The organism is Rathayibacter sp. AC182 (assembly GCF_979253875.1).
The window spans coordinates 81,579-97,780 of the sequence record NZ_CEEDEK010000001.1; the positions used below are offsets into that span (position 1 = coordinate 81,579).

A 16,202-nucleotide genomic window follows, 5' to 3' on the forward strand; every position below is an offset into this window, starting at 1 on the left:
TGGGCGGCACCCGCCGCGCTAGAAGAGAGCCGACGGCTGGAGGAGCGATGCGCACGATGGACCGGGAGGGTCTCGCCGAGTTCCTCCGCGCACGACGGGAGTCGCTGCAGCCCGAGGACGTGGGGCTGCCGCGGACGGCGCGCCGCCGCACCGCCGGACTCCGCCGCGAGGAGGTCGCCGCGCGCTGCAGCATGTCGGCCGGACTACTACGCCCGCATCGAGCGGGGCCGGAGCCTCCAGCCGTCCGGAGCAGATGCTCGCCGCGATCGCCCAGGGGCTGCACCTCACGCTCGCCGAGCGCGACCACCTCTTCCACCTCGCCGGTCACCGGCCGCCGGAGCGCGGAGCGGCGGACGGGCACGTCGGTCCGGGACTGCTCCGGATCCTCGACCGTCTGCAGGACACGCCCGCCGAGATCGTGACGGAGCTGGGCGAGACGCTGCGGCAGACTCCGCTGGGCGTCGCGCTCACCGGCGACCTCACCCGCTTCACCGGACCCGACCGCAGCATCGGCTACCGCTGGTTCACCGATCCGTCGACCCGGGCGATCTACGCCGAGGAGGGTCACGAGCACCTGTCGCGCCTCTGGGCGTCGGGACTGCGCGAGGTGCTCAGCCGCCGGGGACCCGGGTCGCGCGCCGCCCGCTACGTCGAGCTGCTCCTCGAGCGCAGCGACGAGTTCCGCCGCGTCTGGGCGCTGCACGAGGTGGGGGTGCGGCCCGGCGAGACCAAGCGGTTCGAGCACCCGGAGCTCGGACGCCTCGATCTCGCCTGCCAGACGCTGATCGACCCGGTCGACTCGCACGCGCTGCTCGTGTACACGGCGGCACCCGGATCGCCGAGCCACGAGAAGCTCGAGCTGCTGCGGGTGATCGGGGCGCAGCTGCCGATCGACGACCGCTCGCCGTGATGTTTCGACCGTGAGAAATCTCGCAGCGATCGACCACCAGGGCTTGCGCTGAGTGCCCCCGGATGGGTGGAGTTACCGGATGACGGATACGACGAGCACGACCGGCGAGAACTCCCCGGGGACCGGCAAGGGATCGAAGCGGGCAAGGGATCGCTGAAGAAGGTCATCACCGGGCCACTGCTGTTCGCCTTCATCGTCGGCGACACCCTCGGCGCGGGCATCTACACGCTCGTGGGCACCATGGCGCAGGACGTGGGCGGCGTGATCTGGCTGCCGCTGCTGATCGCGTTGGTGATCGCCCTGCTGACCGCGGGCACCTATGCGGAGCTGATCACGAAGTACCCGCATGCCGGCGGCGCCGCCCGCTACGTCGACCGGGCGTTCGGCAAGCCGTACCTCTCGTTCCTGGTCGGCTTCCTGATGATGGCGTCGGGCATCACGACCGCCGCCGCCCTCGCGAACGCCTTCGCGGGCGACTACCTGGGCGCTCTGCTGGACGTGCCTCCCGTGCCCACGGCCCTCGTCTTCATCGCGATCCTCACCCTCGTGAACCTGCGCGGAGTGAAGGAGTCGCTGACCGCGAACCTCGTCGCCTCGGTCATCGAGGTCAGCGGCCTCGTGATCGTGATCGTCTGCGCGGCGATCTTCTTCGGCGCCGGCAACGGCGACTTCTCCCGGGTCCTGGAGTTCAACCCCGAGGTCGCTCCGCTGCAGGGCGCGTTCGCCGCCTCCATCGTCGCCTTCTTCTCCTTCCTCGGATTCGAGGCCGCGGCGAACATGGCGGAGGAGGTGCGGAACCCCTCGAAGGTCTACCCGCGCGCGCTCTTCGCGGCCCTGTTCACGGCCGCCGTCGTCTACCTCCTGATCGCCCTCGGCGCCGTCATCGTGCTCCCGATCGACGAGCTCGCCGAGTCCACCGGACCCCTGCTCGACGTGGTCGCGGCCAGCGGGGTGGGAGTGCCGCCCTGGCTGTTCGGCCTGATCGCGCTCGTCGCGATCGCCAACGGCGCACTGCTCTTCATGGTCATGGCGAGCCGCGTCGGCTTCGGCCTGGCCACGGCGGGGCTCCTGCCGAGCGCCTTCGGACGCGTCCTGCCGAACCGCCGCACCCCGTGGGTGTCGATCCTCGTCGTCGGCGGCGTGACGATGCTGCTGAGCGTCCTCGGCGATGTCGGCACGCTGTCGGAGACGACCGTGCTGCTGCTGCTCCTCGTCTTCATCTCGGCGAACGTCTCGGTGCTCGTGCTGAAGAAGGACCGCGTCGACCACCCGCACTTCTCGGTGCCGCGCGTGGTCCCGATCCTGGCGACGATCGCGAGCATCGTGCTGCTCACCCAGCAGACCGGAGTGGTGTGGCTCGGCACCGCGGGGTACGTCGTGGTCGGATCGCTGCTGTTCCTCGCGACCCGCTTCGGGAAGAAGAAGCACGCCGACCAGGTGTCGGCGCGCGAGGACGCGGACCGGTCGTAGCGGCCGCCATTGGGCGGTTTCTGCTGCTCTGAGGTTCTGAGAGCCGCAGATCGTGTCCAACGGCGAGACCGAGGCGATCCGTCGCGACCGGCGGTGCGTGCTCGCGACGAGCGGCCGTTCGCGACGGATCGGTCGAGGACGGCGTCCGGGAGTGACTCATCGGTCGCGTGAGGTGGCGGTCGGGGCGGACCGGCCGCGCGCAGTGACGGTCGGGTCGGATCGGGCGCGCGCGGTGTCCGGTCCGGGACGGATCGGGCGACGGCGTGCGACCGTGGTGCGGTGACCGTCTCTCTCGCGCCCTTCCCTCCCTCCGATCTCGCCGCCTGGATGACCGCGCAGCGCGCGTCGTACGTCGACGACCGCCTCCGCGCGGGCGACGACGAGGCGGCGGCCGAGCGGAACGCGCAGGCCTCGCACGACCGCCTCTTCCCGGACGGCCGGCTCGCACCCGGTCACGAGGTGCTGCGGATCCTCGACGACGGCGTCCCGGTCGGCGTGATCTGGGTGGGGCCCCACCCGCAGGAGCTCGACGGCGTCGCCTGGATCTGGGACGTCGAGGTGGACGAGCCCCTCGCGGCCGCGGGTTCGGGCGGGCCGCGATGCTGCTGGCCGAGGAGCACGCGCTCGCCCTCGGCTACCGGGCGCTGGCCCTCAACGTCTTCGGCTTCAACACGACCGCCCGCGGGCTGTACGAGTCGCTCGGCTACGAGACGACGGCGGTGCAGGTGCGGAAGGAACTCCGGGTATCGAGGTAGCAGCCGCCGTGGTGCAGCGGTCGGCGAGTGCGGCGCCCGGGCCGGGCTCGTCGGGCGCAAGGGCCCTTCTCGCTGGTCGCCGCCGATCACCGCCGCACCGAGTGGACGCGATCGGGGGCTCGAGCGGGCCGTCGGAGCCGTTCTGCGTCCACTGGGCGACCGAGACCACGTCGAGTCGACCCGATCCGGGGTCTGCTCGTCCTTCGAGGACCGCTTCGCGACCACCGGGCAGGTGCCGGCTCGCGGGAGCGGGGACGCCGCCTGTCGAATAGGTTGGCAGCCATGCCCGGTGACGATGTCCTCGATGCCCTCCGCTCGTTCGTCCAGGAGCGCGACTGGGCGCAGTTCCACTCCCCGAGAACCTCGCGAAGAGCATCAGCATCGAGTCGGGCGAGCTGCTCGAGTGCTTCCAGTGGGGCGAGGGCGACCTGCCCTCGGCGGTCGACGAGCTCGCGGACGTGCTGACGTACTGCTTCCTGCTCGCCGACCGGCTCGGAGTCGACGCGGACGACATCGTCCTCGCGAAGCTCCAGAGGACCCGCGAGAAGTACCCCGTCGACAAGGCTCGCGGACGGAGCGCGAAGTACTGACCGGCTTTAGCCTCGAGCACCTGCCCTTCGACTCCGATCAGGTCCGTGCGTGGGGAGCCGCCGACCCGCGGCATCGCAACTGGCCCGTCGTGTACGTGCTGGACAGTGCGGCTGAGGTCTACGTCGGCGAGTCCCTCAATGCGGAGGGACGACTCCGCCAGCATCTGGACTCCCCCGAGAAGAGCCGACTCGAGCGCGTGCGGGTCGTGCTGGACGACACCTTCAACAAGTCCGCGTGCCTCGATCTCGAGTCCTTCCTCCTGCGGATGCTCTCCGGCGAGGGCCGGCTGCAGGTGCTGAACCACAACGCGGGTATCACCGACGCCGACTACTTCGACCGCGACTCCTACCGCCGGACGTTCGACGAGGTGTTCGAGGTCCTGCGCACCGAGGAGCACCTCTTCCAGCGGACGCTTCCGGAGATCATCAACAGCGACCTCTTCAAGCTGTCGCCGTTCAAGGCGCTCAACCACGATCAGGCGATCGCCGTCGAGGACATCCTCGAGGGCCTCTTCGCCGACCTCGAGTCGGGCGAGCGGAGCACCGTCGTCGTGCAGGGGATCCCGGAACCGGCAAGACCGTCGTCGCGATCTACCTGATGAAGCTGCTCCAGGACATCCGCCGGCACGATCCGGAGGAGCCGCTGGACAGCGACTCCGTCTTCAGCGACTTCTTCACGCCGGGGCACCGGGAACTGCTGTCGATGCTCCGCATCGGGCTGGTGGTTCCGCAGCAGTCGCTGCGCGGATCGATCGCGCGGGTCTTCACTCTCACGCCAGGGCTGTCGAAGGATCTGGTGCTCACGCCGTTCGAGGTGGGGAAGAGCGCCGAGCCCTTCGACCTCCTCCTCGTCGACGAGGCGCACCGGCTGAGCCAGCGGGCGAACCAGCCCTCCGGCCCCCTGAACAAGACGTTCGCGGACATCAACAGGACTCTGTTCGGTGAGGACGCGCTCGAGTACACGCAGCTCGACTGGATCCGGGCGCAGAGCAGGCACGTGATCCTGATGCTCGACACGGCTCAGACGGTCCGCCCGATGGACCTCCCTGCAGCGGTGACACGGAGTCTTCTCGCAGAAGCCTCCGCGACCAGCCGGATGTACCCGCTCCGCTCGCAGATGCGCATCGCCGCGGACAAGGACTACGTCGGGTACGTGCGTTCGGTGCTGTCCGACAATCCGTTTCCGCAGCGCGAGGACTTCGGCGGATACGACCTGCGCTTCTTCGACGACGTGCACGAGCTGCGCCGGGAGCTGCTGCTCCGCGAGCAGGAGCACGGCCTCGCCCGCCTCGTCGCCGGGTACGCCTGGAAGTGGATCACCAAGAAGCAGAAGGACGCGTTCGACATCGAGATCGACGGTCTGTCGCTGCGGTGGAATCAGACCCAGCGCGACTGGATCAACTCCCCCGGCGCGATCGACGAGGTCGGCTCGATCCACACCGTCCAGGGCTACGACCTCAACTACGCCGGCGTGATCATCGGACGCGACCTACGCTTCGATCCGGTCGCGCAGCGGATCGTCTTCGACCGCTCGAACTACCACGACACGAAGGGTCGCGAGAACAACCCGAAGCTGGGGATCACGTACTCCGACGAGGATCTGCTGGCGTACGTCCGCAACATCTACACGGTGCTGCTGACGCGAGGGATCCGCGGGACGTACGTGTACGTGTGCGACGACGCGCTGAGGGAGCACCTGAGGCGCTACTTCTGAGTCGGGCGCGGTCCGCTCGGGCGGCCGCAGTTCGACGCCCTGCGATACCGCAGGGACTCGGTCCGCTTCGGAGTGACGGCGTGATCCGATCCGTCATGAAGCGCCGGTGCATCCCCACCCTGAGCGGTTGTTCGTGACGAATCGATCGTGACTGAGCGTCAGGACTGACGGATCGATCACGCGTAACAACAGGTCGTGCCGTCAGGGCAGGAGGTCGATCATCCCGGGACGCGCCTTCATCGCGTGGATGACGAGTTCGTTGCCGCTGTCGAAGGTCAGGACGACCGTCTCGAGCAGTCGCCCGCTCGAATCGAACCCTAGCCGCAGCTGGCGCGCCGGCGAGTCGTCGTCGAGTTCCTCGACCCACACCGCCTGACTCGCCGCCAGGATCGCGTCCTGCGGCGCGACTCCGCGCTTGAGGGCGGCGTCGTGGACCTTCACGCCGCAGAAGCGGCGAGCGCCTCGCGGATGACCTCGGAGCGCGACTTGTGCTCCCGGGCGGCGCGCTCGTCGAGTGCGGCGAGCTCCTCGGCGGTGAGGCGCAGGGCGACGACCTGCGACGGCTCGGCGCCGCGGCCGGACGACCCCGCCCGCGGGAGCGGAGAGCGCCGACGTCGTAGCCCCGCTCGGCCTCCGCCGCCCAGTCCGCGATCTGCTGCTCGGTCACGGGCCGGCCGTCGATCGTCTCTCGGTCGCTCATGCCGAATATCGTATGACGGAAAGCGCCGAAGGAGACAGACCGTCGCAGAACGTGCCCGGTCGGACCCGGAGTCCGCGCGGCAGCCCGACCCGGCACCTCCATCCGGGCACCGGGTCGAACGGCCTGACGGCTGGGCTCAGCTCGTCGAGGGCACCGCGGTCGGGTCCGACTGGCCCGCCCCTGAGCGGCCGCGCCGACTCCGCGGCCGAATGCCTGGCCCTGGAGGATCGCCCCCAGGTCGACTCCGGTAGCCGACTTGACGCTGTCGAAGGTCGCGGCGAGGCTCGCCGCCTGCTCGCGGGCGATGTGCGTGCCGGCGGTGTCGCCGCCGATCAGCGTGACGGTGCCGACGTTCTGGTAGCCCTTGGCGAACTCGGACATGAGCGAGGGCAGCTGCCCGATGAGCTCGCGTCCCAGGATCGCCTCCTGGTTCTCGCGGAGCGCCTCCGCTTCGGCCGCGATGGCCGCCGCGCTCGCCTCGCCCTTGGCGCGGATCGCCTCCGCCTCGGCGGTCGCGTTCGCGCGCAGGGCCTCGGCCTCGGCGCCGGCCTTGGCCCGCAGGGCGTGCGCCTCGGCCTCGGCGCGAGCACTCACGGCTGCGGCCTCCGCCGCGGCGGACGCCTGGCGGGCCTCCGCCTGGCGCTGAACGGCGTACGCCTCGGCGTCGGACACCTGCTGCGCGACCTGGCGGTCTGTCTCGGCCTTCTTGGCGCGGCCGTAGGCGTCGGCGTCGGCCTCGGTCTGCCGGCGGTACTTCTCGGCGTCCGCGACGCGCTTGACGTCGGCGTCGAGCTCGGCCTGGCGGTTCTCGGCGCGCTGCACGAGGACGGCCTGCTCGCGCTCGGCGCGGGCCAGGTTCTCGGCCTGCTCGGCCTCGGCGTTCGCCCGGCCGACCTCGGACTTCGCCGCGGCGGTGTTCTTGTCGTAGGCGGTCTGCTCGATCAGGTTCGCCTCGTCGGTGGCGAGCTGGCGGGCCTTGACCTCGCGCGCCGCGTTGATCCGGGCGACGTCGGCCTCGCGACGGACGCGCTCGATCTCCTGGGCGCCGAGGGCCTCGATGTAGCCGTTGCGGTCGGTGACCCCCTGGATCGCGAACGAGTCGAGGACGAGGCCCTGCGCGAGCAGGTCGCCCTTGATGCCCTCGGCGATCTCGTCACCGAGCTTCTGCCGGTCCTGCATGACCTCCTCGACGCTCAGCTTCGCGACGACACCGCGGAGGGCGCCCTCCAGCTGCTCGGTCGTGAAGACGTCGATCGACTGGTCCTGCGACGCGAAGCGCTCGGCCGCGGCGCGTACCTGGTCGGCCGTGGAGCCGATCTTCACGAGCGCGACGCCGGCGAGGTGGATCGTCACCCCGTTCTTGGTCTGCGCGACCGGCTCCATCTTGATCTGCCGCGACCGCAGCGAGATGCGGTCCGACCGCTGGGTCAGCTTGTTGACGAACGCGCCGCCGCCGGTGATGACGGTCATGTTGGACGTCAGCCCGTCATCGCCCTTCTGCTTCTTGCCGACGATCACGATCGCCTCGTCGGCCTGGGGCACCTGGTACCAGGCGCGGAAGATGAAGAAGCCGATGAGTGCCAGCAGCAGCAGGGCGCCGGCGACGACCCCCGCGATGACGATCCAGAGCAGGTCGGATTGCATGGACGAGATTCCCCCTTCTCGGGACACGCCGGAGACGTGCCTCTGAGCGATGTACGGGTTCATCGTGTCATGCGTCGGCTCGAGGCGGAGCGGAGGACGGCAGGCCGCGGCGCGGAGCGACCACGACTCGGCGCCGTCACTCGGAGGAGGTGTCGCAGACGCCGGTGCCGTCGGGGCGCTGCACGCAGACGCGGGCGCTCTCGGGAGCGAGGCTCCGGGCCGGAGAGAGCAGTCGCTCGAGGTCGTTGTCGTCCCTCGAGGCCGTCACCGTCACCGAACGATCCGAGCTGGACACCGCGGTGACGCCCGGAGTCGCGAGCAGCGCCGAGGCCCCGGCCACCGCGCCGCCGAAGGAGCGAGGAGCGGCGCTGATCTCGAGAGCCGGGCCCTCGCCGACGGTGATGGTGAGGGTGGTGAAATCGGCGGACCCGGCAGCCGCGGACACCGCCTCCGCGACGGCCGCGGCACGGTCGGGCGAGTCGACGGCCAGTCGGAGGCGGTCGTCGTCCGTCCAGACCGAGCGGACGTCGAGGAGGATCTCAGGGGCGAGAGCGGCGAGCACGGCGCGGGCCGCGACTCCGGTGCCGCCGTCGCCGAGCGCGACCAGCGGACTCGAGAAGGCGACCGCGGGGCCGCCGGTCGACGCGGCCGCCGACTCCGCGTCGGCGAGGTCGGCCTCGTCGGCCAGCGTCACCTCGAGCCGCTCGGGCGCGGCCCGGAATCCTGTCGCGGGCACCGCCGCCGAGACCGCGGACCACGTGCCCTCGGCAGCGTCGATCCACTCGCCCGGGTCGCCGCTGACGAGCGCTGACCGATCGGAGCCTGCACGCTGACGTGCACGGACGCGGCGTCCGGGAGGAGATCGGGGGCGTCCCGGGCGAACGCGAAGACGTCCTCCGCCGTCGCCGTCCCGGAGAGGAGGAGGCTCATCCCGCTCACGCGATCGTCGCTGTCGTCCGCGGTCAGAGCGACGGACGACACCCGCGCGTCGTCCCGCAGCTCGAGTGCCGCCGCGATCCTCCCGGCGGTGAGATCCGCGTCGCCCGAGACGGGGAGGCTGGAGCCCTTCCGCGTCGAGCACGACCCGCACGTCGCCCACCGGGCGCTCGGAGGCGAACGCGCTCAGACGACCGGCCAGCGCCTCCAGGCCGGCGTCGTCGAGGTCCTCGCGCGCCACCACCTCGGCGCTCACTCCGCCGGTGAAGGGCATGTTGTCGACCGTCGAGAGCTCGAGATCGGCGACCGCCTCGTCGCTGCCGAAGGTCCGCGCGAAGTCGGCGCGGAAGGAGTCGCCGGAACAGCCGGCGAGCAGAAGCAGCGCGGCGAGGGCGACGCCCACGGCTCCAAGCTCCGCGCGACTCCGAGCCTCCGCGCGCGCTCAGCCCTCATGGCGCCAGCGTATTCGCGCTGCGCAGAAGCCGAACGGTCTGGACGGATCGGGTTCCGCGTGCTTGGAGCGGCGCATCCGCCCCGCAGCGAATCGCCCGGGATCGGGGCTCGGACAAACCGTCGAGCCCGTTCCGCGTCCACTGGAGGGGCCGACCGCGCCGAGTGGGCGCGTGCCGGGGCCTGCTCGCACGGACGAGCCCGCTTCGCGTCGAGCGGACTGCGGGATCGAGCGGCAGCGGCCGCGCGGCGAACGCGGAACAACGGCGTTGACGCGGATCGCACGCCGAGAAAGCCCTTCGACAAGGGCCGGACGGAGACGCTCACGCTGAAGCGGAGCCGGAGAACTGCTGGGGTACCTGGACTCGAACCAAGAACAACTGAACCAGAATCAGCCGTGTTGCCAATTACACCATACCCCAATGGCCATCCACAGGTGAGGGAGGAGGCCAGGCGGCGACCGGAAGAACTTCCGGCGCCGAGGAAGAACACTACCCTACGGGCGCACGCCGCTCAAATCGACGCCGGCCTCGTGGATCGCGTGGGCCTCGGACTCGGGGGCGGCCTCGCCCAGGCGGGCGCGCACGAGGTCGCGGTTGACGGCCGAGGCGACCTGGCGCTCCGGAGCCGGCGGCCACGATCAGCTGCTGCGGGCCGGGGGCGGTGACCTCGCCGGCGGCGTAGAGGCCGGGGACCGACGCGGCGTCCGCCTGCATCGACGAGGAGGAACCCGTCGCGATCGGTCTCGGGGCCGGCGGCCTCGAGGTACTCGAGGACGGGGACCCAGATCGGGCGGACGAAGGCGCCGGTGCGCGGGATCACGTCGCCGTCCTCCAGCAGCACGCCGGTCATCTCCGCGCGCTCGCCCGCGAGGTCGGCGACCGGGCGGCGCTCGACGCGGATGCCGATCGAGCCGAGCAGGGACTCGTCGGCGTCGCTGACGACTCCGATGCCGTTGGTGAAGACGACCAGATCCGTGCTCCACTGCGAGAGCAGCATGGCGCGCTCGGCGAGATCGGACGTCTCGCCGATCAGGGCGAGCGGCTCCCCCGCCTTCTCGTAGCCGTCGCACTCCATGCAGCTGTGCACCGCGGTGCCGTAGTAGGCGCGGAGGCTGGGCAGGCGGGGCAGCTTCTCGCTGAGGCCCGCGGCGACGACCACGGCCGTGGCCACGACGGCGCGGTCCGCTGCGCCGCGCACGCCGCGCGCGGAGACGAGGAACTCGCCTCCGGAGCGCTCGACCGAGGTCACCAGGGCGTTGTGCACCTCGGCGGCCTCGTAGCTCTCGACCTCCTCGCGGCCCAGACGACGCAGCTCGAGCGGAGAGACTCCGTCGCGCGTGAGGAAGCCGTGCGAGTGCAGCGTCGCGGCGTTCCGCGGACGGTTGCTGTCGAGCAGCAGCACGCTGCGGCGGGCGCGCGCCAGATTCAGCGCGGCCGACAGACCGGCCGGACCCGCGCCGATCACGACGACGTCGTACTGACCTCCCACCGCCTCGGCCATGCTCAGACCGGTCCGGAGGAGGCGGAGGTGCGGTCGGCGAGGCGCGAGAGGCGCGCGAGCGACTCCGCCCTGCCGAGGATCTCCATCGACTCGAACAGCGGGGGCGAGACGCGGCGACCCGAGATCGCGGTGCGCAGCGGTCCGTAGGCGATGCGGGGCTTGAGCCCGAGGCCCTCGATCAGGGCCGAGGCGAGCGCGGCCTGGATCGAGGCGGTCAGCCACTCCCTCCGGCACCGCGGACAGCGCCTCGATCGAGGCGGCGAGCACGTCGCCCGCGTTCGCCGGGAGGCCCTTGAGCGCGTCCTCGTCGTAGGTCAGCGCGTCGGCCGTGGTGAGAGGAAGCCCAGCATGCCGGGTGCCTCGCCGAGCAGGCCGATGCGCTCCTGGACCAGCGGCGCGGCGGCGTCGAGCACGCGCGCTGCGCAGGAGTCGGCTCGCCCTCGAGCACGCCCGCGGCGATCAGGTACGGCACGGTGCGCTCGGTGAAGTCGTCGACCGCGAGCAGGCGGATGTGGTCGCCGTTGATCGACTCGGCCTTCTTGAGGTCGAAGCGCGCGGGGTTGGGGTTCACATCGGCGACGTCGAACGCGGCGATCATCTCGTCGATCGAGAAGACGTCGCGGTCGTGGGTCAGCGACCAGCCGAGCAGGGCCAGGTAGTTCACCAGGCCCTCGGGGATGAAGCCGCGGTCGCGGTGGTGGAAGAGATTCGAGGACGGGTCGCGCTTCGAGAGCTTCTTGTTGCCCTCGCCCATCACGTACGGGAGGTGCCCGAAGCGCGGCACGAAGGTGGTCACTCCGATGTCGATCAGCGCGTGGTACAGCGCGATCTGGCGGGCGGTGGAGGGCAGGATGTCCTCGCCGCGGAGCACGTGCGTGATCTGCATGATCGCGTCGTCGACCGGGTTCACCAGCGTGTAGAGCGGCTGGCCGTTGGGGCGCACGACGACGAAGTCGCTGAAGGAGCCGGCCGGGAAGGTGATCTCGCCGCGGACCAGGTCGTCGAAGGAGAGGTCGGCGTCGTGGACCCGCAGACGCAGCGCGGGGCTGCGGCCCTCGGCGCGGAACGCGGCGCGCTGCTCCTCGGTGAGACCGCGGTCGAAGTTGTCGTAGCCGTGCTGCTTGGCGCGGCCCGCGGCCTCGTTGCGGGCGTCGATCTCCTCGGCGGTGGAGTAGCTCTCGTAGAGGTGGCCCGAGGCGAGCAGGCGCTGGATCACGTCGAGGTAGACGTCGGTGCGCTCGGACTGACGGTACGGACTGTGCGGCCCGCCCACTCCGACGCCCTCGTCCCAGTCGAGCTTCAGCCAGCGCAGCGCGTCGACGATCTGCTCGTAGCTCTCCTCGCTGTCGCGGGCCGCGTCGGTGTCCTCGATGCGGAAGACGAACGTGCCCCCCGTGTGACGCGCGTACGCCCAGTTGAACAGGGCGGTGCGGATGAGGCCGACGTGCGGCGTCCCGGTCGGGGACGGGCAGAAGCGGACGCGCACGTCGCTCCCGGTCGCGGTCGTGAACGGGCGCGCCGCTGCGGCGCGATCGGAGGGCGGGGTGAGCTCAGACATACGCCCGCGATTCTAGCCGCGGCGGGCGCCGTGCCGTCGGGCTGGACAAGGGGCGTCCCGGAGGTGCGCACTCCGTCCTGACGCCGGTTCCGAGGCCCGCCGGCCCCGAGCACGGACGGGATGGTCCGCGGATCGGCCGGATGACCGCGCTCCCACGCCCTTTATCGCGAAGCAGTGCTCCGCGTCAACGGACTCGCCTTCTCCGAGGAGCAGTGGTGCTCTGTGCAGAGCGCTTCTCCGGGGCCGCTCGATGAGGAGCGCACCGCATCCGCCATGCCCCGGACCTCGCACCAGCACGCCCGGAAAGGGGATTCGGATGAGCACGACCGATCTCGACGTCGCCACGTCTCGCGCCACCGCGATGGATCCGGCCCGCGAGGAGAAGGACGCTCGCACGCTCTCGCGCTCTTCCGCGAGGCCGCCGACGCCGACGGTGCTGAAGGGGACCGCATCCGCGAGCGCATCGTGCTGGACCACCTGGGCCTGGCCGAGGCGATGGCCCGGCGCGTCTCCCGAGGCGGCGGCGCCGGCGGCGACTGGGCGGACCTCCGCCAGGTCGCGTACGTCGGGCTCGTCAAGGCCGCCCGCCGCTTCGCTCCGGAGCGCGGCGACAGCTTCGCCGCCTTCGCGGTGCCCACGATCACCGGCGAGCTCAAGCGCCACCTCCGCGACCTCGGCTGGATGGTGCGGCCGCCGCGCAGCGTGCAGGAGCTGCACCGCCGCTCCGGCCTCGTCGCCGACGAGCTGTCCCAGGAGCTCGGGCGCCACCCGTCCGATCACGAGATCGCTCTGCGCCTCGGAGTCGATGCCGCGGAGGTCGCCGACGCCCGCTCGGCGAGCCACCCGCTCTCGCTGGACGAGACCGTCGGCACGGGCGACGGCGGGTGCGGCTCGGCGAGACCCTCGGCGGCGACGACGAGAACCTCGCGGCCATCGACCGCCGCCACGGCCTCGCGTCCGCCCTCGCGGAGCTCGAGGACGGGCAGCGGGAGCTGCTCCGGATGCGCTTCGTCGAGGAGATGACCCAGCAGCAGATCGCGGACGCGCTCGGGACGACGCAGATGCAGGTCTCGCGCCTGCAGCGGCGGATCCTCGCGCAGCTCGCCGACCGGCTGGGCGCCCCTCGCGCCAGCATCAGCCGCGCTCGCCCCGCGCCCGGGTCGCCACCGTCACGCCCGTCCGGCAGGCGCCGCGCCTGCGGTCCGCCTGAGGTGGGCCTCGGCACGCGAGGGCAGCGAGGCGAGGGCGTCCAGGACGTCCTCGGTCTGCACGGCCAGCAGCGCCGGGTCAGGCTCGGAGGAGAAGACGTCGCCCTTGCGGAGCGACGCGTCGGTGAGCACGATGTGCGGGCCGCTCACGGGCGGGCCCCAGGCCTCGGGCGGCGCCGGTCCGAAGATCACGACCGACGGGATGCCGTACGCCGACGCCAGGTGCGCGGCCTCGGTGTCGACGGTGACCAGGGTCTCGGCGGCCGCCACCAGGCGGCGAACTCGACCAGGTCGACCTCCCCGGCCAGCACCTCCCCGGTGCCGGCGAGCTCGGCGACGCGGCGGGCGCGATCGGCCTCGTTCGCTCCTCCGGTGTAGACGACGCGGTGCCCCTGGCCGGCGAGCGAGCGGGCGACCGCGGCGAAGCGCTCCTCGGGCCACTCGCGGGAGCCGTAGAAGGCGCCGATGTGCACGACGGCCGCGCCGTCGACGCGGGCGCGGCGTCCGGGACGGCGATGCCGACGTCCTCGGGGTCGGCGTCGAGGCCGATCGAGTTCACCAGGCGGGCCCAGCGGGCGCGCTCGAGCTCGCCGTCGATCCAGAGCGGGCGCGGGTCGTCGTGGCTCGCGTCGGGATCCAGCGCCGGCACGCGGAACTCGAGCGTCCGCTCCGGCTCGATCTCGGCGAGGCGCAGCCGCGACTCCGGACCGTTGCCGTGCAGGTTGACGCCGAGCTCGACGCGGCCGGCGGCCATCGGCAGTGGATCGTCGAGACCGTGCAGAGTGGGCACCAGGGCGTCCAGCCCGTCGATCAGGTCGACGATCGGCTCGAGCCAGGGCGTGGTGGCGAGGATCAGGCGGTGCTCGGGGAAGCCGCGGCGCAGCGCCTTGAGCGCCGGCACCGCCACGAGGATGTCGCCGAGCTTGAGCGCGCGGAGCGCGAGGACCTCCGGGGTGCCGTCCGGTTCGGTGAGAGCGCGCACGGCGCCTCCTTCCTGTCGGACGTCCCGTACCCCGTCCCCGGACGCTCAGACGCGCGGGCCCCGATCCCGACGCGCCTCGAGCGGCACCACTTCTCCTCGGCACCGTTTACGAGGAGGAGAAGCAGGGTACGAGAACGGTGTGACCGACCCGATGCACCCGAACGAGCAGCGCGGCACCGCCGAGCTCGAGCGGACCCCGCGACTGCGCGGGATCCTCTTCGACCGCGACGCCACTCTGGTCGTCGACGTGCCCTACAACGGCGACCCCGCGCGGGTCGAGCCGATGCCCACCGCCTCGACGCCGTCGAGCGCGCGCGCGAGGCGGGCCTGGCGATCGGAGTGGTCACCAACCAGTCCGGCATCGCCCGCGGCATCATCGACCGCGGCCAGGCCGAGGCCGTCAACCGCCGGGTCGACGAGCTCTTCGGCGGCTTCGACGTCTGGATGCTCTGCCCGCACGGCCCCGAGGACGGCTGCGACTGCCGCAAGCCCGCTCCCGGCATGGTGCTCGGCGCCGCCGAGGCCCTCGGGCTGCCGGCCGACTCCCTCGCCGTCATCGGCGACATCGGCGCCGATGTGGGCGCCGCCGCGAACGCCGGCGCGCGCGGCGTGCTGGTCCCGACCCCGGATCACCTGGACCGAGGAGGTGGCGGCCGCGACGCTGCGTGCCGACACACTCCTCGAGGCCGTCGAGCTACTCCTGGCCATGCAGCCCGACGAGGGGGACACGGCATGACCCGCCAGGTCCTCGTCGCCCGCCTGGACAGCGCGGGCGACGTGCTCCTCTGCGGCCCCGCCGTCCGCGCGATCGCCGCCGACGCCGAGGTGCTGCTGCTCGCAGGCCCCCAGGGGCGCCCGCCGCGGCGCTGCTGCCCGGCCCGACGAGCGTCCGCACCTGGTGGTGCCCGTGGATCGGCGACGCGTCGCGACCGGTCGACGGCGCGCTGGTGGAGGAGCTGAACGCGATCGTCGAGGAGTTCGCCCCCGACGAGGCCGTGATCCTCACCTCCTTCCACCAGTCCCCGCTGCCGCTCGCGCTGCTGCTGCGCCTGGCGGGCGTCGAGCGGATCAGCGGCGCCTCCGTCGACTTCGCCGGCGCCCTGCTCGACGTGCGGCTCGTGCCGGGCGAGACCCTCGAGGAGGACCAGCCCGAGGCCGGAGCGCGCGCTCGCCATCGCGGCGGCGGCCGGCTTCGTGCTGCCCGAGGGCGACGACGGACGGCTGCGCGTGCGCCACGAGGGCGTCCTGCCCGCCGCGCTCGAGGGCGTCGGCCCCTACGTCGTCGTGCACCCCGGAGCGGCGGTGCCCGCGCGCGCCTGGCCCGCGGCGAACGCGGCGCGAGCCGTCGAGCTCCTCGCCGACGCGGGCGTCGCCGTCGCGGTCACGGGAGGACCCGGCGAGCGCGCGCTCACGGCCGAAGTGGCCGGCACCCGCGGCATCGATCTGGGCGGCGCGACCGACTTCGCCGGCGCCGCCGAGGTGCTCGCCCGCGCCGAGGTCGTCGTCAGCGGCAACACCGGCCCGGCGCACCTCGCCGCCGCCGTCGGCACTCCGGTCGTCAGCCTCTTCTCGCCCGTCGTCCCCGCGATCCGCTGGGCGCCCTACGGCGTGCCCGTGGAGCTCCTCGGCGATCAGGGCGCCGCATGCGCCGGCTCCCGCGCCCGGGTCCGCCCGGTGCCCGGCCACCCCTGTCTGGCGGGGGTGAGCGCCGAGGAGGCGGTCGCCGCCGTCCTGCGACTCGCGCCCTCGGGCGCTCCACCACGACCACGACGGAGGCGATGG

General features: G+C 72.2%; 7 protein-coding genes, 1 tRNA gene and 10 pseudogenes. 10 read left to right on the plus strand and 8 right to left on the minus strand.

Annotation, left to right across the window (positions count from 1 at the left end):
• The first annotated feature begins 56 nt into the window (after positions 1-56).
• The 6 genes and pseudogenes from AC0CII_RS00515 to AC0CII_RS00540 all read left to right on the plus strand — a co-directional run bounded on the left by AC0CII_RS00515 (position 57) and on the right by AC0CII_RS00540 (position 5,439).
• Positions 57-910, plus strand: a pseudogene (locus AC0CII_RS00515) (helix-turn-helix transcriptional regulator).
• Positions 911-976: 66 nt separating this feature from the next.
• On the plus strand, positions 977-2,380 hold the full coding sequence (locus tag AC0CII_RS00520) for an APC family permease (protein WP_465228377.1): 1,404 nt from the start codon (positions 977-979) through the stop codon (positions 2,378-2,380).
• A 599-nt stretch (positions 2,381-2,979) separates the two neighbouring features.
• Complete coding sequence (locus AC0CII_RS00525; RefSeq protein ID WP_465228378.1) at positions 2,980-3,135, plus strand: GNAT family N-acetyltransferase; 156 nt, start codon at positions 2,980-2,982, stop codon at positions 3,133-3,135.
• A gap of 282 nt (positions 3,136-3,417) precedes the next feature.
• Positions 3,418-3,725, plus strand: a pseudogene (locus AC0CII_RS00530) (nucleotide pyrophosphohydrolase).
• A gap of 95 nt (positions 3,726-3,820) precedes the next feature.
• On the plus strand, positions 3,821-4,324 hold the full coding sequence (locus AC0CII_RS00535; protein ID WP_465228379.1) for a GIY-YIG nuclease family protein: 504 nt from the start codon (positions 3,821-3,823) through the stop codon (positions 4,322-4,324).
• Positions 4,324-5,439 carry a DNA/RNA helicase domain-containing protein gene (locus tag AC0CII_RS00540; protein WP_465226127.1) on the plus strand — a complete coding sequence of 372 codons (1,116 nt, stop codon included), beginning with the start codon at positions 4,324-4,326 and terminating at the stop codon, positions 5,437-5,439. Before AC0CII_RS00535 ends, AC0CII_RS00540 begins: the two co-directional genes overlap by 1 nt.
• 201 nt (positions 5,440-5,640) lie before the next feature.
• Here the strand turns inward: AC0CII_RS00540 and AC0CII_RS00545 are convergent, their stop codons facing one another.
• The 7 genes and pseudogenes from AC0CII_RS00545 to gltX all read right to left on the minus strand — a co-directional run bounded on the left by AC0CII_RS00545 (position 5,641) and on the right by gltX (position 12,230).
• Positions 5,641-5,880, minus strand: a complete 240-nt coding sequence (locus AC0CII_RS00545) for a toxin (RefSeq protein ID WP_465226128.1) — start codon at positions 5,878-5,880, stop codon at positions 5,641-5,643.
• Positions 5,877-6,139: pseudogene (locus AC0CII_RS00550) on the minus strand (ribbon-helix-helix protein, CopG family). The gene AC0CII_RS00545 and the pseudogene AC0CII_RS00550 overlap by 4 nt, the downstream one beginning before the upstream one ends.
• A 1,059-nt stretch (positions 6,140-7,198) precedes the next feature.
• Positions 7,199-7,846: pseudogene (locus tag AC0CII_RS00555) on the minus strand (flotillin family protein); the annotation flags it as partial.
• A 73-nt stretch (positions 7,847-7,919) separates the two neighbouring features.
• Positions 7,920-9,122, minus strand: coding sequence for a hypothetical protein (locus tag AC0CII_RS00560; RefSeq protein WP_465228380.1), 1,203 nt, complete (start codon positions 9,120-9,122; stop codon positions 7,920-7,922).
• Positions 9,123-9,519: 397 nt separating this feature from the next.
• Positions 9,520-9,591: transfer RNA gene (locus AC0CII_RS00565), tRNA-Gln, on the minus strand.
• Between the two features lie 91 nt (positions 9,592-9,682).
• A complete protein-coding gene (locus AC0CII_RS00570; RefSeq protein ID WP_465228381.1) occupies positions 9,683-10,672 on the minus strand; it encodes an NAD(P)/FAD-dependent oxidoreductase in 990 nt (329 codons plus the stop codon).
• Positions 10,673-10,674: 2 nt separating this feature from the next.
• A pseudogene (gene gltX, locus AC0CII_RS00575) lies at positions 10,675-12,230 on the minus strand (glutamate--tRNA ligase).
• A gap of 273 nt (positions 12,231-12,503) precedes the next feature.
• Between gltX and AC0CII_RS00580 the strand changes: the two are divergent.
• Together AC0CII_RS00580 and AC0CII_RS00585 are read left to right on the plus strand one after the other, a co-directional pair.
• Positions 12,504-13,094: pseudogene (locus tag AC0CII_RS00580) on the plus strand (sigma factor); the annotation flags it as partial.
• A gap of 20 nt (positions 13,095-13,114) precedes the next feature.
• Positions 13,115-13,285: pseudogene (locus tag AC0CII_RS00585) on the plus strand (sigma factor-like helix-turn-helix DNA-binding protein); the annotation flags it as partial.
• A gap of 114 nt (positions 13,286-13,399) precedes the next feature.
• On the opposite strand, the pseudogene AC0CII_RS00590 reads toward AC0CII_RS00585, so the two are convergent.
• Positions 13,400-14,523: pseudogene (locus AC0CII_RS00590) on the minus strand (glycosyltransferase family 9 protein).
• 236 nt (positions 14,524-14,759) lie between these two features.
• Here AC0CII_RS00590 and AC0CII_RS00595 point away from each other — a divergent pair.
• Both AC0CII_RS00595 and AC0CII_RS00600 read left to right on the plus strand, forming a co-directional pair.
• A pseudogene (locus tag AC0CII_RS00595) lies at positions 14,760-14,984 on the plus strand (HAD-IIIA family hydrolase); the annotation flags it as partial.
• Positions 14,985-15,152: 168 nt separating this feature from the next.
• Positions 15,153-16,160, plus strand: a pseudogene (locus AC0CII_RS00600) (glycosyltransferase family 9 protein); the annotation flags it as partial.
• Positions 16,161-16,202: the final 42 nt, after the last annotated feature.